This window comes from Cobetia amphilecti, assembly GCF_032923285.1.
GTDB classification, from domain to species: domain Bacteria; phylum Pseudomonadota; class Gammaproteobacteria; order Pseudomonadales; family Halomonadaceae; genus Cobetia; species Cobetia amphilecti.
On the sequence record NZ_CP136695.1, the window covers coordinates 192,347 to 213,852 of the forward strand.

Genomic DNA, 21,506 nt, shown 5'->3' on the forward strand with positions numbered 1-21,506 from the left:
TTGCCGATGAAGGACACGCGCCTGCCCCAGCTGTGGCGTCTCGTACTGGCGGTCATGCTACCGCTGGGGCTGATGCTGTGCGTGTGGCAGGCGGTCTCGATGGCCCGCAGCCACGGTCTGGAGCGCCTGGGGCATGAAGCAGACAACGAACTGCGCCTGACCGCCGCCAGCCTGCGTGGCCAGCTGAATCGCCACGCCTATCTGCCCAGACTGGTGGCAGAGAATGACCAGCTGCGCGACTTTCTCGATCACCCAGAAGACCCCAGCGCGGAAGTGGCACTCAATCAGCGCCTGGACCGCATGCGTGAGCTGGCCGGTATCTCGGACCTCTATCTGGTCGATGACACCGGCACCACCATCGCCGCCAGCAACTGGCGCTCCGCCAACACCTTCATCGGTCAGAACTACCGCTTCCGCCCCTACTGGCAAGACGCCATCAATGGCGGCGAGGGGCGCTTCTACGGGCTGGGCACCAGCTCCGGGGAGCGCGGTTATTTCTTCAGCGCTGCCGTCACCAGCCCGCAGGGACGACGTGGCGTGGCCGTGGTCAAGGTGCAGATAGAGGCGCTGGAGGCGGCGTGGCTCGACCAGAATGCTGACATCATGGTCACTGATCCGCATGGCGTGATCTTCATCGCCAGCCAGGCGCAACGGGTACTGCGCACGCTGGAGCCACTCAGCGAGGAGACACGCAACCGGCTGCTCGACACCCAGCGCTATGCCAATCAGCGCCTGCGCCCGCTGCGCCTGCATCATCGCGAGGCGCTGCCGGAGCTGCTGGGCCCGCCCTTTGAGTCGCGCCGCGACACGACCTCCATCGAGCTGTTGCAGCTGACACCGGGGGATCTCTGGCAGCACGCCTGGTTGAGCCTGTCCCAGCCACTGCCGGACATCGGCTGGCGCCTGCATGTGCTCAAGCCACTGGCACCGCTGCGCAGCGGTATCTGGCAAGCGGCCGGACTCGCGGCCGGTGGTTATGCCTTGCTGTGTCTGCTGGCAGGGCTGGGCTGGCAGCGACTGCGCATCCTGCGTGAGCGGCGCCTGTTCGCCGAGCGCGAGCGCCAGAATCTCGCCAGCAGCCAGCAACGGGTGCGCGGCATCATCGACCGCACTCAGGCTGGCCTGTGCATCCTCGATGAGCGGGTCCGGCTGGTGTATCTCAATCCGACGGCCATCGCGCTGTTCGGCTCGCCCTTGAGCGCCGATGCCTCACCGGGCGGCTCACCCCGCCAGCCCAGCGCCCGCGAAGGGCGTGATCTGCGCGAGCTGTTCCTGCCGGCCGAGCGCCACCTGCTGGACCGCCTGACCCAGCCCCGCTCCGTCGGGCCGCTGGAAGTACATGGCCTGCGCGAGGGTGTCGCGGTACCACTGGAGCTTTCCTGCTCGCCGCTGCCCAGCCCCAATGGTCCGCGCTGGCTGGTCACGGTCTTCGATGTCAGCGAACGCCGTGCCCAGGCCGAACAACTCGCCCAGGCACGCGATGCCTTCGAGCAACGGGTGGTCGAGCGTACCCGCGACCTCGCCGCCAGCAACACGCGCCTGAGTGCCGAAGTCGAGGAGCGCACCCGCGCCGAACGCGAGCTGCGCGAGACGCGCGATGAATTGATCCAGACCGCCAAGCTGGCGGTACTGGGGGAACTGGCCGCCGGCATCAATCACGAGCTCAATCAGCCATTGGCCGCCATCCGCGCCTATGCCGAAAACGCCAGCGCCTTCCTCGCCCGCGCCCAGACCTCCCAGGTCGAGAGCAACCTGCGCCAGATCACCGAGCTGACCCAGCGCATGGGCGAGATCAGCGCGCAGCTGCGTCAGTTCTCACGCAAGAGCGGTGACCGCCTGGAAGCCATCGATCTCACCACCAGCCTCGACTACGCCCTGCGCCTGCTGCATGCACGCTGCGAGGCACTCGGCGTGACCCTCATTCGCGAAGCGAGTCCAAAGCTGGCCCGGGTGCGCGCCGAGCCGGTACGTCTGGAGCAGGTGTTGGTCAACCTGATCGGCAATGCACTGGATGCGCTTGCCGACATGCCCCCCGAGCGCACGGAGCCTCCCAGCATCCAGCTCAACCTGCATGAGCAAGCGGGCAGCGCCGGCAATCAGGTCGTGCTGGAAGTCCACGACAACGGCCCCGGCCTCGAGCCATCGCAACTGGTGCGCGTGTTCGAACCCTTCTATACCCAGCGCGCCGACGGCCAGGGGCTCGGGCTGGGGCTATCGATCAGCGCGCGTATCGTCGCCGACCTCGGCGGCACCCTCGAGGCGCACCCCTCGCCGCTGGGTGGCGCACTGTTCCGGCTGACGCTGCCGGCACTCTCGATGCCCTCACTGGCGATGCTCTCACAAACCCCGATGCCACCCACCGCCAACCATTCACAGGAGCCGTCATGAGCGACGTCACGAATACCGACATGCAGGTGCTGGTGGTGGATGACGAACCACACCTGCGCGACAGCCTGAGCCAGAGCCTGATGCTGGCCGATTACCGCACTCACCCGCTGGCCAGTGCCGAGCAGGCACTGGCGATCCTGCGCGCCGAAGCGCCCTTCGAGGGTGTGGTGATCACGGACATTCGCATGCCGGGCATGGATGGCCTGAGCCTGCTGCACGCGGCGCATGCCGTGGATGACGAGCTGCCGGTGATCGTGATGACGGGACATGGCGACATCGACACCGCCGTCGCGGCCATGCAGGCCGGCGCCTGGGATTTCATCGAGAAGCCCTTCGATCGCGAGCGCATGCTCGATGGCGTTCGGCGTGCGGTGGCCGCCCGCCGGCTGGCGCTGGAGAACCGCTCGCTGCGCGAACAGCTGGATACCCAGCGCAACAGCGCCGGCCCCAGGCTGGTGGGCAGCAGTGACATCATGCAGCGCCTGGATGCTCAGGTGTCACGCCTGGCGGCGGTCGATGCCGACACCCTGCTGTATGGCGAAACCGGCGCCGGCAAGGACCGTGTCGCCCGCTGTCTGCACGAGCGCAGCGCTCGCGCCAGCAAGCCCTTCGTGGCGCTCAATTGTGGCGGCATGCCGGAGACGTTGATCGAGTCGGAACTGTTCGGCCATGAGAAAGGTGCCTTCACCGGTGCCAGCGAGCGCCGCATCGGCAAGCTGGAACACGCCGACGGCGGCACCCTGTTTCTCGATGAGATCGAATCGATGCCGATGTCATTGCAGATAAAACTGTTGCGGGTGCTGCAGGAGCGCAGCATCGAGCGGCTCGGCAGCAATACGCCACGCCCCATCGATATCCGCGTCATCGCCGCCACCAAGCGGGATCTGCGCGAAGCGGCCAGCGCCGGCGAGTTTCGCGAAGACCTCTACTACCGCCTGAACGTGGTCACGCTGTATCTGCCGCCACTGCGCGAGCATGCCGAGGACATCCTGCAGCTGTTCCGGCACTTCGCGATCCTGGCCAGCGAACGCACCAGTCTGGAAGTCCCGCCGCTGGACGCCACCACCCTGCAGGCACTGCTGGCGCATGACTGGCCGGGCAACGTGCGTGAACTGAGAAACTGTGCGGAACGCCATGTGCTGCTGGGCGGACTGGAGGGCAACATCGGCGACAGCATGGCGGAAGGGCGACCGCTCACCGCGGGCACGAGTGGCCCGGCCGTGAACAGCACGGAAGCCGCAAGAGAGGCGGTCAGAGTAGACATCACCGCCGGCACGGGCGAGCGGCATGCTTCAGGCGAACCGAGGGAATCAGGCGAGCTGGGGGAACTGGAGCACAACGTGAAGGCAGCCACGCAGGCGCAATCGCTGCCGCAGCGCATGGAGGCGTTCGAGGCCGCGCTGATTCGCGAGGCCCTGGCGGCCAGCAAAGGTCAGGTGGTGATGGCCTGCGAACGGCTGGGGCTGCCGCGCAAGACGCTCTACGACAAACTCAAGAAGCACGGCCTGAGTGCCGAGCCCTATCGTGCCTGATGCATCACAACCAAGGCATCACAACTAAGGCATCGCAACGGAGATTCGCGCCGGCCTTCAGCCAGACGGCATCAGACGCCGGCCATCAGCCGTGACAGGCCTGCACCGAACACGGACAGCGGCCCCTGCAGGTGCATGATGTCGACCAGTACCGACAATGGTGGCAGCCAGGGCGTCATGGCGGCGATCACCGCCACCATCGCCAGCGAGTTGCCCGGCTCACGATAATCGAACAGCTTGAAGGCGGTGCCGAAGCTGCGCTTCAGGCGTGCGCCGACCATGTCGACGCTGTACATCTCATCGAGCAGCAGGTGGATCATGGCGCCGAACAACAGGGCCGCGCCCTGCCACCAGGCCTGTTCTTCACTCTGGCCCAGCACATGCAGGCTGGCGGCCGTCACGCCCAGCGAGCACAGCAGTGACGCCAGCAGCGAGTGCCAGATACCGCGATGGACGGTGAAGCGCTTGAAGATGGCGCTGGCCACATAGCGCACGCCCAGATAGGTGGCGCCGCCTGCCATCATCAACGAGCCCGCCAGCAGGCGGTCCTGCAGCAACAGCACGCAGGCCATGGTCGCCAGTACCGCAAACAGCGTGAACAGGATACGGATGGCACGCGAGTTGTCGGAGTCGATATCCGGCAGGATACCGCCGAAGGTGGTCAGGCTCGCCAGCGGAACCCCCTCCGCCAGCGACCACAGGCCGCCCTGCCAGCCCGCCGCCGCGACGATGCCGCCGGCAAAGGCCGCTACGGTGATATGGGTACGAAAATTGGCCATGAAATACGGGTCGCGAGCCCTCGACGATGTCACTGGACCAGACGCCACACGCAGGCACTGGATATACGTCCAGATTATGACGCAAGCATTTCATGAAAAACAATGGCTTGTCCTGGTTTGTGCGCGCCACTGCCACATCTGCCTTCTTAAGCTCGTGGAAAACCGACCCTGGCTTGCGGCAAATCCGCCCCTGGCTTGTGGAGAATCCGGCCCTGAAACGAGCACTCCCCCGCCGGCCTGAGCCAACGGGGGAGTGATCATTGCTGCGTCTGCCGCTCTGTGCGAGGGAGACTCAGTCGACGTAGTCTTCGGCCAGATGCTGATCCTTCAGCTTGACGTAGTTCACCGCCGAATAGGTGAAGAACTCACGCTCACTGTCCTTGATCGGGCGCAGTGCCTTGGCCGGGTTGCCGGCATACACATGCCCGCCCTCGAGACGCTTGCCCGGCGGCACCAGCGCACCCGCCGCGATGATGACTTCATCTTCCACTACCACGCCGTCCATCACGATGGCGCCCATGCCGACCAGCACGCGGTCGTGAATGGTGCAGCCATGCAACACGGCCTTGTGACCGATGGTGACGTCATCGCCGATTTCCAGCGGATAGCCGCCCGGATTGAAGTCACTGGCGTGAGTGATATGCAGTACCGCGCCATCCTGCACGCTGGTACGCGCACCGATGCGGATACGGTGCATATCGCCGCGAATCACCGCCAGCGGCCATACCGAGCTGTCATCCCCGAGGGCGACATCACCCAGCACCACACTGGCCGGATCGACGAAAACCCGCTCGCCCAGTCGCGGCGTCAGGCCCTTGAAGGATCTAATGCTCATGCCTTACCTCCTGAATTAGGCAACCAGCCTACTGCGCCAAACACCGGGATGCCAATAGCGCAACGGCCTGACTCGCGTTGCGATGTTTTCGACACCCCGTCCCGACGCCCCGCTTTCAGGCTCGTCGCTCCCCGTGCATCGCACCACGCCGCGAGCTGACTCAACGACAGATTCACGCACCGATTGCGCAAGCGGGCTTACTTGAAGAAGCTCCAGCCCAGCACGACGACGACCAGCGGAATCGAGATCCAGCGCAGCACCCAGCGCCAGGTGCGGAAGAAGCCACGCGAGGTGCCGAGGCCTGCCAGCGCACGATTCTGCGGCATCACCCAGGCCGCGAAGATGGCGATCAGCAGCCCGCCGATCGGCAGGAAGAAGTCCGGCGGAATCGTCGTCACCGCATCGAAGACATTCATCTCGCCCAGCACGTGCACGTCCTTGAGGCTCGAGAAGGACAGCACCGACAACAGCCCCATCGCCCACACCGAGACACCGACCACCAGTGCCGCGTGGCGACGCTTGAGACCCCAACCCTCCAGCACCTCGACGATGGGCTCGGCGATGTTGATCGAGCTGGTCCAGGTCGCCAGCAGCAACAGCAGGAAGAACAGCGCCAGCAGCACGCTGCCGCCCGGCAGATTGGCGAAGGCGATCGGCAGGCTGACGAACATCAGGCCGGGGCCGGAGGCCGGGTCCATGCCCTGGCTGAAGACCGCCGCGAAGATGGCGATCCCTGCCAGCAGCGCCACGCCGATATCCAGTGCCGCCACGGCGATCGCGGCCGTCGGCAGACTCTGGCGCTCCGGCATGTAGGCGCCGTAGGCCATCAGGGCACAGGCCCCGACCGCCAGAGTGAAGAAGGCATGCCCCATGGCATTGAGCATCACGTCCAGCGTGATGGCACTCGGGTTGGGCATGAACAGCCAGTTCAGCGCGGGGCCGAAGCCGGGCGTGCTGATGCTGTAACCGGCCAGCGCCAGCAACAGCACGTAGAGCAGCGGCATCATCAGGTTGTTGAGGCGCTCGAGCCCGGAAGAGATACCGGCGGCCACCACGCTCATCGTCATCAGCATGAAGACGGTGTGGTTGAAGGTCATCGTGACCGGGTCTTCCAGGAAGGCACCGAAGGAAGCGCCGATCTCCGGCGGACTCATGCCACTGAAGTCACCCTTCAGCGAATCGACCAGATACTCGATCGACCAGCCCGACACCACCGAATAGAACGACAGGATGAAGAACATGGTGATGGCGCCGAACAGCCCCAGCCAGCGCCAGTGCGGGGTGCGGCCACCGCTGACGGCCAGATGGGCCAGCGCCTGCATCGGCCCGCGACGTCCGGCACGCCCGATCATGATCTCGGCCATCATCACCGGCAGGCCCAGCAACAGCACGAAACCGATATACAGCAGCAGAAATGCCGAACCGCCGTTCTCACCGGTCATGTAGGGGAAGCGCCAGATATTGCCCAGCCCGACGGCTGCGCCGGTCACGGCAAGAATGAAGGCTCGGCGACTGCCCCAGCGTTCGGTGGTTTCGCTCATGTCTGCTCTCGTGGTCAAGGAACGTTGGTAAAGAAAGGCGGGTCCAGCAACAGTGATCAAGGGCAGCAAGATAGCAGCCGTACCGGCCTCGGCCAATGCGACATGCGCGTGGCAGCGCCCGCCTATCGAGGCGATAGATTGAATAACGCGCGCCGAGGCCTCACATTCAAGGTATCCCCGCAGTCACGGTGATGCTGTTTCCCGATGTGCCAAGGCACCTCCTTCTTCATCGCATCCCGCGACTGCCCACCTGAATCGTGCGAGGTACCCCATGTCGATCAATCCCCTGCTGGAACGCAACACCCTGCCGCCATTCGATACCCTCAAGGCCGAGCACGTCGAAGACGCGATCAGCGAACTGCTGGAGCACAACCAGCAGGAGATGGAGCGCCTGATCGAGGCCACCCGCGATGACACGCGCTGGGACAACTTCGCCGCGCCGCTGGAAGCGCTGGGTGATCGCCTGAGCCAGGCCTGGTCGCCGGTATCGCACCTCAACTCGACCATGAACTCGCCCAAGCTGCGTGAAGCCTATCAGGCCTGTCTCGCCAAGCTGTCGGCCTACTCCACCTGGGTGGGTCAGAACAGCGACCTGGCCGCGGCCTATCAGCGCCTCGCGGACAGCGATGAGTTCGCAAGCCTCGATGAAGCCCAGCAGAAGGCGATCACCAACAGCCTGCGCGACTTCCGCCTCGCCGGTGTCGATCTGCCGCAAGACAAGAAGCAGCGTTACGGCGAGATCCAGGCGCGCCTGTCCGAGCTCTCCAACACCTTCTCCAACCATGTGCTGGATGCCACCCAGGCCTGGCACAAGGATGTCGGTGAAGAGGCACTGGCGGGCGTACCGGAAAGCGGCCTGGAAGCGCTCAAGGCCAATGCCGAAGCCAAGGGTCTGGAAGGCTATCGCATCACCCTGGACTTCCCGAGCTTCTTCCCGGTGCTCAGCTATGCCGACAACCGCGAGCTGCGCGAGGAGGTCTACACCGCTTTCGTCACGCGCGCCTCGGAGAAGGGTCCCAACGCCGGTGAGTTCGACAACGGCCCGGTGATCGAGGAGATTCTGGCCCTGCGTCAGGAGCTGGCCGCGCTGATCGGCTTCGACGACTACGCCTCGCTGTCGCTGGCGACCAAGATGGCCGACTCGCCGGCGCAGGTCATCGCCTTCCTGGATGACCTCGCCACCCGCGCCGTGCCGCAGGCGCGTGAAGAGTTCAACGAGCTGGCGGCCTACGCCACCGAGAGCCTCGGTATCGACGACCTGCAGCCGTGGGATGTCGGCTACGCCAGCGAGAAGCTGCGCGAGTCGCGCTACGCGATCAATCAGGAGCAGCTGCGCCCCTACTTCCCGGCGCCGCAGGCCATCGACGGGCTGTTCGAGGTCGTCAACCGCCTCTACGGCATCACCTTCAAGCAGCGCGAAGTGCCGGTATGGCACGAGGACGTCAGCTACTACGAGGTGATCGAGAATGACACCCCGATCGCCGGCTTCTATCTCGATCTCTACGCGCGTGAAGGCAAGCGAGGCGGTGCCTGGATGGATGAGTGCCGCGTCCGTCGTCGCCGCGAGGATGGCAGCCTGCAGTTGCCGGTCGCCTACCTGACCTGCAACTTCACCCGCCCGGTGGGCGATCGCCCGGCACTGCTGACCCACGATGAAGTGGTCACGCTGTTCCACGAGTTCGGTCACGGCCTGCATCACATGCTGACCCGCCAGGAAGTCGCCGAAGTCTCCGGCATCAATGGCGTGGCCTGGGACGCCGTCGAGCTGCCCAGCCAGTTCATGGAGAACTTCTGCTACGAGCGTGAAGGGCTGGATCTGATCGCACGTCACGTCGACACCGGCGAGCGCCTGCCCGACGACATGCTCGAGCGCCTGCAGGCAGCCCGCAATTTCCAGGCGGCGATGACCATGGTCCGCCAGCTGGAGTTCTCGCTGTTCGACTTCCGCCTGCATCATGAGCTCGACAAGCCGTCGGCCAGCGATGTCCAGGCGCTGCTCGACGAGGTGCGCAGCAAGGTCGCCGTGGTGCCGGCGGTCGAGTTCAATCGCTTCCAGAATGGCTTCAGCCATATCTTCGCCGGCGGTTACGCCGCGGGTTACTACAGCTACAAGTGGGCCGAGGTGCTGTCGGCAGACGCCTTCAGTGCCTTCGAGGAAAGCGCGGTCTTCGATACCGCCACCGGCCAACGCTTCCGTGACGAGGTACTGGCACGCGGTGGCTCGCGTGACGCCGCCGAGCTGTTCCGCGCCTTCCGTGGCCGTGACCCGCAAGTCGATGCCCTGCTGCGTCACTCCGGCATCGGTGCCCAGGCGGCCTGATCTCGCCCCGTCTCGTGATGGCGCAAGCCTGACCACGAGCTGCTGACCATGCGCCCCTGACCTTTACCGGTCGGGGGCGTATCATATGGCGCATCATCCGCCCGAGGCGGGATTGCCAGACCTACCCTGACCCTGACTGGAGGCACCATGTCTACCATCAAGCGCTTCATCGCCGGTGCCGTCTGCCCGCGCTGCGGAGCAATGGACCGCCTGCGCACCTGGGAGCAGAACGAGACCCGCTACCGTGACTGCGTGTCCTGCGACTTCTTCGAACAGCAAGCCATCGAGGAACCGCCGACCCTCGCCGAGATTTCCACGCGCGTGAGCGACCCCCGCGAGACGCCGGCGAGCGATGAGGTTCAGCCAGTACGCATTCTGGACCCCGGCAAGCTGCACTGACATCTGCTGTAGCGCTGTGACATGAAAAAGCCCCGCCAATTGGCGGGGCTTTTTCATGTCATCTCGGCAGGTGGCTCAATTGACCACAGACCAGTCGAACGCTGTTCTGTCGACCACCGTTCAATCGACCATCATTCAGTCGACCACACCGCAGGCGACGCGCGAGCCGCCACCGCCCAGCTTGGGCGTATCGGTGTAGTTGTCACCGCCGGAGTGGATCATCAGCGCATGGCCGCTGAGATCGCTTTCCTTGAGGCGCGGTGCCAGCACCGGCAGCGAGATCTTGCCATCGGCATCGACGCTCAGCGCCGGAAGGTCACCGAGGTGGCCATCACCGTAGGGGCCCTGGTGGGTACCGGTCTCTTCTGGATCGAAGTGGCTACCTGCCGCGGCGGCGGCGACGGCCTCGCCATCCTTCTCGGCCGGTTCGCAGCTGGCATTGGCATGCAGGTGGAAGCCGTGGATGCCGCTCTCGAGCCCCTCGATCTTCGGCGTCAGCAGCAGACCATCATCGGTATCCTCGGCCATGACACTGCCGACGGACTCGCCGACGCCATCACTGCTGACGCGATGCATTTCCACCTCGGTGGCGGCCTGGGCGACGCCGCCGAACAACCAGGCGCCGAGCGCCAGCGTCGCGGCGGTCTTGAGGGGCTTTCTGGACGAGGTCGTAAAGGATGCCGTGTGCTGTGTCTCGTGATTCATGAGCAATCTCTCCATCACTGAGGCCGGCGTCACTGCCGACGCCTTGAGTGGCTTGCGGGCCGCTGTCACAAGCGGCTACCCGTCAGACCTCAGGGCGAGCGACGCCACATTCAATGCCGCTCTTCCAATTACTTGCCGCGCACACCCAGCGCGCGTGACTCAACGAGAAGAGATCCCCAGATTTTCCAGCACCTTGAGACACGGCTCGGCCTGATTGAGGGTATAGAAATGCAGGCCCGGCGCGCCACCATCCAGCAGACGCTGACTCATGCGCGAGATCACCTCGGTGCCGAAGGCCTGGAGGCTCTCGCTGTCATCGCCATAGCTCTCGAGCTGCCGGCGGAGCCAGCGCGGGATGTCCGCCCCGCAGGAATCAGAGAAACGCGCCAGCCGGGTGTAGTTGGTGATCGGCATGATCCCCGGGATGATCGGCTGCTGAATACCGGCGGCACGCGCGCGCTCCACGAAGTGGAAGTAGGCATCGGCATTGAAGAAGTACTGGGTGATGGCGATATCGGCGCCGGCCTGCATCTTGCGCGCGAAGTTCTCGAGATCGCTGTGGTAGTTGTCGGCCTGTGGATGGCACTCCGGATAGGCTGCCACCGCGATCTCGAAGTGATCGCCGGTCTCCTCGCGCACGAACTCGACCAGCTCGTTGGCGTAACGCAGCTCGCTGCGCGAGCCCATCCCGGAGGGCAGGTCCCCGCGCAACGCCACCAGGCGCTTGACGCCCTGCTCGCGGTATTGCGCCAGGATCTCGCGCAGCTCACCGCGGTCACTACCGACACACGACAGGTGCGGCGCGGTACAGATGCCGCTGGCGCTGACCGACTGCACGGTGTTGAAGGTGCGCTCACGCGTGGAGCCACCCGCGCCATAGGTGACGGAGAAGAACTCCGGCTCCAGCGCCGCCAGCTGATCGCGAACCCCCTTGAGCTTTTCACGCCCGGCCTCGGTATTCGGCGGGAAGAATTCGAAGCTGATCCCTGACGGATGTTCGCTTGCACTCATGGGGCGGCCCTCGCGGTCGTCGTGTCCGGCATTGATGTCGTTATCGCCGCACACTTCGCGGTGTGCGTGCAGCAATACACGTCCGGCGCGTCACGCCACCGCCCTTGCACTGCATATCGAGCATTCTGACCGCCGCCGCCGACCCCGGCCAATGAAAGGTTTTCGCCTCAACTTCAATACCATTCATATAAGAAAGTGCGTGTTTATAACCATTGCTGACAGTGGCGTCCTGCCCCTTAGTCCTGCCCCTCACCAGCCGCGCAACCACGCGATGCGCAGCCGGATCAAGGAAAGACGCAATGCGCGTCATTCATGGGATGACGCTGACAGGGGCCACACGGCATGATGAGCCAAAAGGACAATGACGCTTCACAAGGAACCGTGATGGACCACATCGATCTGCAGCAACCGCTCTGGATGCTGATCACCTTCGTCGCCCTCGGCGCCCTCTGCGCGCGCCGCCTCGCGATCGACCCGCGCCCCATCGCCACCTTGCTGATCTATGTGATCGCGCCGCTGACCTTCTTCCGCGGGCTGGTGCTCGGCGAGCCATCGCTGAGTGATCTGGGCCTGACGCTGGGGCTGTTCTCGCTGGCCAGCAGCATCTGCCTGCTGGTGCGCCCGCTGGCCGCGAAGTTCTTCCCGCCGCAGGAAGCCGCCCTGCTCGCCTTCTCCTCCGGCACCGGCAATACCGGCTACTTCGGCCTGCCGGTCGCGATGCTGTTGCTGCCGCCGGAAGGCGTGACCCAGTACCTGTTCTGCCTGCTCGGCATCACGCTGTATGAGTTCACGCTGGGCTTCTACGTCAGTGCGCGCGGGCAGTTCTCGATGCGCCAGAGCCTGGTCAAGATCGTGCGTCTGCCGCTGATCTACGCCTTTCTGGCCGCCCTGCTGGTGGGGACGCTGGGGCTCGAGGTACCGGGGGCGGTGATGGAGGGACTCGACTACTTCAAGTACAGCTACACGGTGCTGGGCATGATGATCATCGGCATGACGCTGGGCGGTGTCAGCCTGCGCGAGATCGACCCGCGCTTCATTCTGGCCGCGACCGGCCTGCGCTTCGTGATGTGGCCGCTGCTGAGTCTGGGCAGCGTGATGCTGCTGGGCAGCCTGTTCGCCCTCGACCCGGTGCTGGCGCAGGTGTTGCTGCTGCTGGGCGTGGTGCCGATGGCCGCCAATGTGGTCGTGCTGGCCATCGAGCTGAATATCCAGCCGGCCAAGGGCGCGATCGCGGTGATGCTGACCACCCTGGCGGCGCCGCTGATCATCCCGCTGTATCTATCATGGATGCTGGCGATCAGCGGCCTGGGGTGAGGTTCAGGCACCAGCCATCTCGGGCGTGACGGCGTCGGGCGTCGCGGCCGGCGCCTGACGCGGCATCAGATGGCGCGGCGCCGTCTCGATGATCTGACCCTGCCAGTCAATCAGGTGCAGCGCGCCTTCGGCATCTTCCGCCAGCGCGGTGCAGTGCTCGACCCAGTCGCCGTCGTTGCAATAGAGCACACCTTCCTCGACCCGGAAGCCCGCCTGGTGGATATGCCCCCCGACATAGCCATCCAGGCCTTCGAGACGCGCCTGGCGCATGGCGGCTTCCTCGAACTGGGCCACATAGCGCTGGGCCGTGCCGCTACGACGCTTGAGCGCACTGGCCAGCGACCAGTACGGCAGCCCGAACATGCCACGCGCGCGGTTGCACCAGCGATTGAGTGACAGGATGAAGCCGTGCATGCCATCGCCCAGCTTGAGCAGCCACGGCGCGATGCGCACATGGGTGTCGAATTCGTCGCCGTGGGAGACCAGCAGGCGACGACCGCTGCCAGTGGTATGGATCGCGCGCCGCTCGATGCTCACGTTGTGCAGCTTCAGGCCGCACAGGCGACGGAAGGCGGCATCATGATTGCCGGGAATGTAGATGACCTCACAGCCACTGCGCGCCAGACGCAGCACCCGCGCCACCAGCGCCTGCTGGTCCTTGTCGAGCACCGCACGCTTGCGCATCGCCAGCAGGTCGACGATATCGCCGACCAGATACAGGCGTTCGGGGCGCACGCGACGCAGCAGCTTCGCAAGCAGCGCCGCCTGGCAGTCCGGGGTCCCCAGATGCACATCGGAGATGAACAGCGTGCGAACCTGACCGAGAGCGTCGGGAGCAGGCGGCATTTCAGCACGGGGAGCCGATTGCGGAGCGGTCATGTCAGTCACCTCTGGGTTGCCAGGCGGAATCGACAGGCGAGGCCCAGATGGCCCCTGTCGTTGCCCAGCAAGACTGAGGGGAGGCGATGACATACCCGTAACAGCGACATGAAAAAGCGATGACAGCCGTTGCCATCAATCACTTGCAGCATGAAAGAAGGGAAGATCGCGGGCTTTCTCACGCCTGAGGGTCGTTGGCGCCCGCCATGGCCCGCCGCCGAGCGCGCTTCTGACGATACATGCGGTCATCCGCGATATGGATCAGATCATCGACATCCACATCGCCCTGCAGTACCGGGTCGTGGGTGACGCGCCCGATGCTGACCTCGACCGGGAAGGGGATTTGCTGCTCCAGGCGTTGCTCCTGAAGATGGCGCATCAGCTGGGTCGTCGCCTGCTGGCTGGCCATATCACAGGCACCGGGCATCACGACCAGGAATTCATCGCCGCCCAGGCGGCATGCCAGACCATCTTCACCGGCCGCCTGGGCGACACTCCGGGCCACCAGCTGGATCAGACGATCGCCCTCGGCGTGCCCGAAGCTGTCGTTGACGTGCTTCAGGCGATCGACATCCACGAACAGGATCGACATGCATTGCCGAGTGCTCGTGCTCTCGGCCAGCATCCGCTCGAGAAAATCAAAGCCGAAACGACGGTTGGGCAGCCCCGTCAGCAAATCATGATTGGCGCGGTATTCCAGCTCGTTCTGCTGGGTGAGCAACCGCTGATTCATGTCGTGCAATTCGAGATTGCGCGCCTCCAGCGTGCGCTGCAGCCGGATGGTGCGATGGAAGGTCGAGGCTCGTGCGTGCGCCAGTGCCGGCGCGATGAAGAGGGTCCCCAGGATGTAGGCACCACCCGCACCGGCCAATGTCGTCAACGGCAAGGGACTCAGCCACACATAGATGGGCACATAACACAGTATCAGCGGCAGGCTGCTGGCCAGCTGGTAGCGCCAGCCCCACACCAGCCAGGCGGGCATGGCAATCAGCATGCAGGTCGAGAAACTCAGGTTCCACAACGTCAGCGTCAGTGCATCCGGAATCAGCGCGGCACCGAAGCAGAAGAACAGATTGGCGGGTATCGCCCCGGCCAACAGGATCTTGTCCGAATGCACGCCGCCGCGGCGCAGCTGGAGGATGCACAGCAGGCAGCAGAGGAAGATGATCAGCCGCCCCACCCACAACGCCTGCCAGGCAGACGGCACCTGGAAATAGTCAAACAGCAGGAAGCAGGCGAAGCACGCCATGGCGAACATGATGAAGGTATTGTTGATTCGCGTGCGATAGTGCTGCGCTTCGAGATCCGAACCGTCCCTGCCCGGCAATATCAGATGTTCATGAAGCAGCATGTTCCATCCTCGACACTCGGTAGCATCAGCCAATGTTACACCGCGCGCAGAGCACACCTCACTGGAATAAAGAGTTGATCAGTAAACGCAAGATTACCGTCTGCCTGATAGAACAATGTGCTGCGTCATCAGGCCGGCCAGGCGGAACAAGGGCAAAGAGGTGTCGGCAACACGAACGAAAGCGCCCTGCTGTCGCCATCGAGGTGGATGACGACAGCAGGGCGCTGAAGGTAAAGCCAAGGCAATGCCAGCTCACGGCCTGAGCGTCATGACATCTTCTGGCGTACCCCGGCCGGCACATAGATGCGTGCAGAGGCGGCATCTCCCAGCCAGTACCCCGAGAAGATGCCATAAAGCCCTGCCGCCATCAGACCGCCGATGAACAGCGTGAAGTGGGTGATGTCGCCCAGCGGCAGGAAGCTGATGATCAGCGTCACCGCCGAGGAGACCAGCAGCGCCTTGACCGCCGCGACGTTGACGCCCTTCTCGAAGAAGTACTCGCCTTCCGCGCTGTCAGTGAACAGCGCCTTGGTGTTGATGCCGCCCTTGTTGACCAGATAGTGGTCAAACAGGATCACGCCATACACCGGGCCGATGGCTGCGGCGAGGATGCCCACGGTGTACTGGATGATCTCCGGGTTGTTGAACAGATTCCACGGCGTGATGAAGATGGAGCCGACGGCAGCGAGCATGCCGCCCATGCGCCAGCTGATGCGGGACGGTGCCACATTGGAGAAGTCGAACGCCGGGGACACGAAGTTGGCCACGATGTTGATGCCGATGGTCGCCAGCACCAGGGTCAGGATGCCCAGCGCTGCCGCGACGCCATTGTCGATGCGGGCGACGGTCTCCATCGGGTCATGCAGCATCTCGCCGAAGATGGGCTGCGTGCCGGACACCACCACCACGGTGATGACGGCAAACAACAGAAAGTTGACCGGCAGGCCCCAGAAATTGCCGCGCTTCACATCCCCGGGGGTAGCGCAGTAGCGCGAGAAGTCCCCGAAGTTGAGCGTCGGCCCCGCGAAGTAGCCCGCCACCAGCGCCGCGGCGATCACCATCTGCCACAGGGCGTCGCTGCCCGAGAGCGTCTTGCTGCCCAGCGTGAAGCTGATGTTGTCCCAGCCGGCCTGCCAGACGATCCAGCCCGCCAGCGCGAACATCACCACATAGACGGCTGGCCCGGCGAAATCGATGAAGCGCCGCACCGCATTCATGCCCCACCAGAACACCAGCGCCTGCAGCACCCACATGAACAGGAAGCAGTACCAGCCCAGCTGCGAGAGCCCGAACAGCTGGGTCTCGGTCAGCCCTTCCAGCGACGGCACATAGCGCAGCAGCACCAGCATCAAGGCATGCGCCGCCAGATACGTCTGGATGCCGTACCACACCACCGCGATCAGCCCGCGGATGATCGCCGGAATGTTGGCACCATAGATGCCGAAGGACTGACGGCAGACCACCGGGAAGGGCACCCCCGTCTGCTGACTGGGCCGCGAGATCAGATTGGCGAACACCTGCACCACCAGAATGCCGACCAGCATCGAGACCAGAATCTGCCAGCTGGCCAGCCCCAGGGTGAACAGACTGGCGGCAAAGACGTAGCCACCGACGCTGTGCACATCGGACATCCAGAACGAGAAGATGTTGTACCAGTTCCAGTTCTGCTCGCAGGGGGCGAGGTCCTCATTGATGAGCCGCTTGCTCGCGCTGCTCAGATCAGGGGGAGTCTGGGGTGTCATTGTTGTCTCCAGAGGGGCTTGTGGGCCATGGGCCAGTCACGAGGCGTCATGCCTCGCCATACCCTCCCCTTATCAACAAGCGTGCCAGTGAAACACTTGTTGCGGATTTTCAGTCTCCAAGCGTTTTCCCCAAGGCCCGATCTGCGTGACACCCCTGCCAGCAACGTCATGTGCGTGGCAACTCCTGAGACATTAGGCACCATCAACTTCCGCTGTATTAGCCATATGCACCACAGCAGCGCACCGCCAATGAAACGAACGTTGCGCCAGCAGGTGTCGCCGGGACTGGCACGGATGCTGCTCGTGTTTTGTGTGCTCCACTCGTACGGCCGCATCCGACGCGCGCCATCACGAGAAAGCCCGTCACGAAAAAGCCCGTCACGCGAAAGTCCATCACGAGCCCACCATCATGAGAGAGCCCGCCATGTTGCGTCTCAAGGTCATCAATCCCAACACCAGCCAGGCGATGAGTCAGCAGATGGCGCACTCGCTGCAACGGCAGCTCGCCCGGGACGTCCACCTCGAGGTGCTGACTGCCGAGCATGGCGCCCCCAGCATCGAGACCGCCGTCGAGGAAGCCATGGCGGTGGTCGCGCTGCTGGCGCTGATCGCCCGTGATCGTGAGGGCCTGCTGGAGACTCCGCCCGCCGATGGCTATCTGCTGGCCTGCTTCGGTGACCCCGGCCTCGAGGCCGCCCGTGAACTGAGCCCCGTGCCGGTGATCGGCATCGCTCAGGCCGCCATGCACATGGCCACGCTGGCGGCTCCCTCCTTTGCCATCGTCACCAGCATGACCAGCACGCTGCCGATGTCCGAGCAGCTGCTGGAGCGCTATGCGATGCGCCCCCTGTGCAAGGCGCTGCTGGCCTGTGACGTACCGGTACTCGCGCTGTCCGAGGCGCGCACTCCCCCCGCGGCATTGCTGGAGGGCTGTGAACACGCCAGAGCCAGCGGTGCCGGCAGCATCGTGCTTGGCTGCGCTGCGATGGGGCCGCTGCGTGATGCCATCGCGTCAGAGATCGGCCTGCCGGTGGTCGACCCGCTGCTGGCGGGGCGCGATCTGCTGCTGACCCTGATGCGCCAGCTCGCTGTCGCTCGCGCGAAGCAAGCGGGTGAGGTGAAACCCCTCAGCGGTGTCTTTGCCCGGGGCCTGGCGGCTCTTTGAGTCGCCAGCAAACTGCCCTTGGCTGGCGCCTCGCGACCGAAACGAAAACGCCCCCTCACTGCTGTCAGTGAAGGGGCGTTTGCATTGGCCGACTCTGACTCAGTGCTTGTCGTTCGACTCTCCCGAGTGGCTGCGATCGCCGACCACCGCCGTCACCAGCTTGCCGATGCTCAATCCCTGCACGAGGATCGAGAACAGCACGATGATGTAGGTGGTGACCACCAGCGGCTCGCGGAAGTCGCCTTCGGGAATCGCCAGTGCCAGCGCCACCGAGATGCCGCCGCGCAGGCCACCCCAGGTGAGCACGCGCGTAGTGCCGGGGCGGAAGGTGTACCAGCGACGCAAGAGGCTCAGCGGAAGACCGATCAGCGCCAGGCGCGAGAGCAGAATCACCGCCACCAGCACCAGCGCGATGCCGATCGAGGTCAGCGTGATCGGCATCAGTACCAGTTCGAGGCCGATCAGCACGAACAGCACCGCGTTGAGAATCTCGTCGACCAGCTCCCAGAAGCCGTCCAGATAGCGGCGGGTGTTGTCGGACATGGCGCCATCACGCGCCATGTTGCCGATGATCAGCCCCGCCACCACCATCGCGATGGGGCCGGAGACATGCAGCGCCGAGGCCAGCGCATAACCGCCCAGTACCAGCGCCAGACTCAGCATCACCTCGACCTGATACTGGTCGATGCTGCGCATCAGCTGATAGACCAGTGCGCCCAGCGCCAGCCCGAGCAGGATGCCGCCGCCGGCTTCCTCGAGGAACAAGAGCCCCATGTGACCGAGCTCGACCTCACCGCTGCCGGCCGACGCCGCACTCAGCAGCGCGGTGAACAGCACCACCGCCACGCCATCATTGAACAGCGATTCGCCGACGATGCGGATCTCCATGTCGGCAGGCGCGCCGGCACTGCGCATGATGCCGAGCACGGCGATCGGGTCGGTGGGCGAGATCAGCGCACCGAACACCAGGCAATACAGGTAGGGCACCTCGATACCGGCCCACTGGAACAGCCACCAGGCGGCGGAGCCGATCACCAGCGTCGAGATCAGCACGCCCAGCGTGGCCAGCAGGCCGATGGAGCGCCGGTAGGCCTTGAGGCGCGAGAGGTCCACGTGCAGCGCGCCGGCGAACAGCAGGAAGGACAGCATGCCGTCCATCAGCAGGCTGTTGAAATTGATGCGCCCCAGCCAGTCTTCCGCGGTATCGGCCACGACGGTGGTCACCGCGAAGTGATCGAGCCCGATCACGCCCAGCGACAGCACCAGGCCGATGGCCATCACGCCGATGGTCGGCGGCAGCCGCAGGACGCGATGATTGAACCACATGCACACGGCAGTGATGGTGATGAACAGTGCAGCGAGATTGAGCATCCGAAAACGGTCCTTTGCAGTGGCGCCGATACCCCTGATGGCATGACGTCCTTGTCATTCTTTCCAGTTCTTCTGTCGCGTGAGCGGCCGCGTGGCTGTCTGAACTGAGCGTGACTGCCCAGAGCGGCTCATGGCTACCAGAACGGAGCGCGGCTACCAGAGATCGCCGTGGCGTTCACGGTGGCAGAGATAGAGACGCAGCTCGAACTCACGTTGATGATACTCCGGCTGCATGTGACAGCAGAGCCGGTAGAACGCCTTGTCGTGGGCCTTCTCGCGCAGATGCGCCAGCTCATGCACCACGATCATGTTGAGCAGCGGCTCCGGCAGCCGCCGGAACAGCGACGAGATACGGATCTCGTTCTTGGCCTTGAGCTTGTTGCCCTGCACCCGCGACACGAAGGTGTGCAGCCCCAGGGCGTTGTCGATGACGTGAATCCGGTCGTCGTAGATCACCTTGCTGATCGGCGCCGAGCTGCGCAGATACTGATTCTTCAGCGCCATGGTGTAGTCATGCAGCGCCCGCGCACCCTGCAGCTGATGAGGCTCGGGATACTTGCCGAGAAAGAAGGCTGCCGTCTTGCCCGACGCCAGCAGTTCACTCGCCTGCTGTTGGATCTCGGGGGCGTAGCCCTTGAGATAGCGTAGATCAGCCACTGGGCATCTCTCCTGTTGCTGTCCGAAGGAGGGCCAGAGACAAGAAAACCCGCCGAGGCGGGTTTTCTTGTCATGGCGCCGAAAGCGAGGGGCGAGACGTCCGCCACCTGCCAGGCCTGTCGAGCTGGCGAATTTACAGGCCAGCCGCAGCCTTGAGGCCAGCGGCACGATCGGTCTTTTCCCACGGGAAGGCGGTGAAGGTTTCGGTCTTCTGCTCGCCGCTCACGTCGGTCCAGCTGTAGCTGTGCTCGAACGGCTCACGACCGAAGTGGCCGTAGGCAGCGGTCAGCTGATACATCGGGTGCGCCAGGTCCAGCATGGTAGTGATGGCGTACGGACGCAGGTCGAAGTGCTCGCGCACCAGCTCGACGATCTTGGCATCGCTGATCTTGCCGGTGCCGAAGGTGTTGATCGAGACGGAGGTCGGCTCGGCGACACCGATGGCGTAGGAGACCTGGATCTCGCACTTGTCGGCCAGGCCGCTGGCGACGACGTTCTTGGCCACGTAGCGACCGGCATAGGCGGCGCTGCGGTCGACCTTGGACGGGTCCTTGCCGGAGAAGGCACCACCGCCGTGACGGGCCATGCCGCCGTAGGTGTCGACGATGATCTTGCGACCCGTCAGACCACAGTCACCCACCGGGCCGCCGATGACGAAGTTGCCGGTCGGGTTGATGTGGTATTCGGTGGTCTCGGACAGCCACTCGGCCGGCAGCACCTGCTCGATGATCTCGCGCTTGACCATCGCGCGCAGGTCTTCCTGGGACACTTCCGGGTCATGCTGGGTCGACAGCACGACGGCTTCGACGGCGACCGGCTTGCCGGCTTCGTCGTAGCGGAAGGTGACCTGGCTCTTCGCATCCGGACGCAGCCACGGCAGCATGCCGTTCTTGCGCAGTTCCGCCTGACGCTCCACCAGACGGTGGGCGTAGTGGATCGGCGCCGGCATGAAGGAGTCGGTCTCGTTGGTGGCGTAGCCGAACATCAGGCCCTGGTCGCCCGCGCCCTGATCTTCCGGCTTGGTGCGATCGACGCCCTGGGCGATATCGATGCTCTGCTTGCCGATCAGGTTGAGGACACCACAGGTCTCGCCGTCGAAGCCGACGTCGGAAGAGGTATAGCCGATATCGGTGATGACACGACGTACCAGCTCCTCGAGATCCACCCACGCGCTGGTGGAGATCTCACCGGCCACGATGGCAACGCCTGTCTTGACGAGCGTTTCGCACGCCACGCGTGCCTGCTTGTCGCGCGCGATGATGGCATCGAGCACGGCGTCGGAAATCTGGTCGGCAATCTTGTCCGGATGCCCTTCGGACACGGACTCGGATGTGAAGAGTGAGTATTCGCTCATTGGTCCTCGACCCTCTTTTCGGATGCGGGGATGATTCGGCCACTGACGGCAGACTGCGTTGACGACCGAGTAGAAACACGCTTGCGGCGCACGATGAAGCTCAACACGGGCGGTTGAGCCTCGGGGGGGCGAGTTTACACGCCACTTATGTGAGTTCCTAGCG

Annotated in this window: 17 protein-coding genes; 6 read left to right on the forward strand and 11 right to left on the reverse strand. The window is 64.3% G+C overall.

Annotated features, from left to right (window positions below):
• Positions 1-6 precede the first annotated feature (6 nt).
• Both R1T44_RS00905 and R1T44_RS00910 read left to right on the forward strand, forming a co-directional pair.
• Positions 7-2,388 carry an ATP-binding protein gene (locus R1T44_RS00905; protein ID WP_317292396.1) on the forward strand — a complete coding sequence of 794 codons (2,382 nt, stop codon included), beginning with the start codon at positions 7-9 and terminating at the stop codon, positions 2,386-2,388.
• A complete protein-coding gene (locus tag R1T44_RS00910; protein WP_317292397.1) occupies positions 2,385-3,920 on the forward strand; it encodes a sigma-54-dependent transcriptional regulator in 1,536 nt (511 codons plus the stop codon). The genes R1T44_RS00905 and R1T44_RS00910 overlap by 4 nt, the downstream gene beginning before the upstream one ends.
• Positions 3,921-3,991: 71 nt before the next feature.
• Here the strand turns inward: R1T44_RS00910 and R1T44_RS00915 are convergent, their stop codons facing one another.
• From R1T44_RS00915 to R1T44_RS00925, 3 genes are all read right to left on the reverse strand, one after another.
• Positions 3,992-4,699, reverse strand: coding sequence for a metal-dependent hydrolase (locus R1T44_RS00915; RefSeq protein WP_317292398.1), 708 nt, complete (start codon positions 4,697-4,699; stop codon positions 3,992-3,994).
• A gap of 292 nt (positions 4,700-4,991) precedes the next feature.
• The gene (locus tag R1T44_RS00920) at positions 4,992-5,534 is read right to left on the reverse strand and encodes a gamma carbonic anhydrase family protein (protein ID WP_043335714.1); all 543 of its coding nucleotides are present in this window, start codon (positions 5,532-5,534) and stop codon (positions 4,992-4,994) included.
• 197 nt (positions 5,535-5,731) lie between these two features.
• Positions 5,732-7,075: a sodium-dependent transporter gene (locus R1T44_RS00925; RefSeq protein ID WP_153636694.1), complete on the reverse strand. Its 1,344-nt coding sequence runs from the start codon at positions 7,073-7,075 to the stop codon at positions 5,732-5,734.
• Between the two features lie 271 nt (positions 7,076-7,346).
• Between R1T44_RS00925 and prlC the strand changes: the two genes are divergently transcribed.
• The gene (gene prlC, locus R1T44_RS00930) at positions 7,347-9,395 is read left to right on the forward strand and encodes an oligopeptidase A (RefSeq protein ID WP_317292399.1); all 2,049 of its coding nucleotides are present in this window, start codon (positions 7,347-7,349) and stop codon (positions 9,393-9,395) included.
• A 147-nt stretch (positions 9,396-9,542) separates the two neighbouring features.
• Positions 9,543-9,794 carry a YheV family putative zinc ribbon protein gene (locus R1T44_RS00935; RefSeq protein WP_043335719.1) on the forward strand — a complete coding sequence of 84 codons (252 nt, stop codon included), beginning with the start codon at positions 9,543-9,545 and terminating at the stop codon, positions 9,792-9,794.
• A 135-nt stretch (positions 9,795-9,929) separates the two neighbouring features.
• On the opposite strand, the gene sodC is transcribed toward R1T44_RS00935, so the two are convergent.
• Entirely contained in the window at positions 9,930-10,499 is a 570-nt protein-coding gene (sodC, locus tag R1T44_RS00940; RefSeq protein ID WP_317292400.1) for a superoxide dismutase [Cu-Zn] SodC, read from the reverse strand.
• A 159-nt stretch (positions 10,500-10,658) separates the two neighbouring features.
• Positions 10,659-11,510, reverse strand: coding sequence for a methylenetetrahydrofolate reductase [NAD(P)H] (gene metF / locus R1T44_RS00945; protein WP_153636696.1), 852 nt, complete (start codon positions 11,508-11,510; stop codon positions 10,659-10,661).
• A gap of 384 nt (positions 11,511-11,894) precedes the next feature.
• Here metF and R1T44_RS00950 point away from each other — a divergent pair, with 384 nt between their 5' ends.
• Positions 11,895-12,824, forward strand: a complete 930-nt coding sequence (locus R1T44_RS00950) for an AEC family transporter (RefSeq protein ID WP_054556323.1) — start codon at positions 11,895-11,897, stop codon at positions 12,822-12,824.
• A gap of 3 nt (positions 12,825-12,827) precedes the next feature.
• Here R1T44_RS00950 and R1T44_RS00955 read toward each other — a convergent pair whose 3' ends face one another.
• From R1T44_RS00955 to R1T44_RS00965, 3 genes are all read right to left on the reverse strand, one after another.
• Complete coding sequence (locus tag R1T44_RS00955) at positions 12,828-13,703, reverse strand: UDP-2,3-diacylglucosamine diphosphatase (RefSeq protein WP_317292401.1); 876 nt, start codon at positions 13,701-13,703, stop codon at positions 12,828-12,830.
• Positions 13,704-13,881: 178 nt separating this feature from the next.
• Positions 13,882-15,054: a GGDEF domain-containing protein gene (locus tag R1T44_RS00960; RefSeq protein ID WP_317292402.1), complete on the reverse strand. Its 1,173-nt coding sequence runs from the start codon at positions 15,052-15,054 to the stop codon at positions 13,882-13,884.
• A 266-nt stretch (positions 15,055-15,320) separates the two neighbouring features.
• Entirely contained in the window at positions 15,321-16,796 is a 1,476-nt protein-coding gene (locus R1T44_RS00965) for an NCS1 family nucleobase:cation symporter-1 (RefSeq protein WP_317292403.1), read from the reverse strand.
• 409 nt (positions 16,797-17,205) lie between these two features.
• On the opposite strand from R1T44_RS00965, the gene R1T44_RS00970 reads away from it, so the two are divergent.
• Positions 17,206-17,961, forward strand: a complete 756-nt coding sequence (locus R1T44_RS00970; protein ID WP_317292404.1) for an aspartate/glutamate racemase family protein — start codon at positions 17,206-17,208, stop codon at positions 17,959-17,961.
• A gap of 99 nt (positions 17,962-18,060) precedes the next feature.
• Here the strand turns inward: R1T44_RS00970 and R1T44_RS00975 are convergent, their stop codons facing one another.
• From R1T44_RS00975 to metK, 3 genes are all read right to left on the reverse strand, one after another.
• The gene (locus R1T44_RS00975; protein ID WP_054556326.1) at positions 18,061-19,332 is read right to left on the reverse strand and encodes a cation:proton antiporter; all 1,272 of its coding nucleotides are present in this window, start codon (positions 19,330-19,332) and stop codon (positions 18,061-18,063) included.
• Between the two features lie 153 nt (positions 19,333-19,485).
• Positions 19,486-19,989 carry a M48 metallopeptidase family protein gene (locus R1T44_RS00980; protein WP_043335730.1) on the reverse strand — a complete coding sequence of 168 codons (504 nt, stop codon included), beginning with the start codon at positions 19,987-19,989 and terminating at the stop codon, positions 19,486-19,488.
• Between the two features lie 133 nt (positions 19,990-20,122).
• Positions 20,123-21,343, reverse strand: a complete 1,221-nt coding sequence (metK, locus tag R1T44_RS00985; RefSeq protein ID WP_043335733.1) for a methionine adenosyltransferase — start codon at positions 21,341-21,343, stop codon at positions 20,123-20,125.
• Positions 21,344-21,506: the final 163 nt, after the last annotated feature.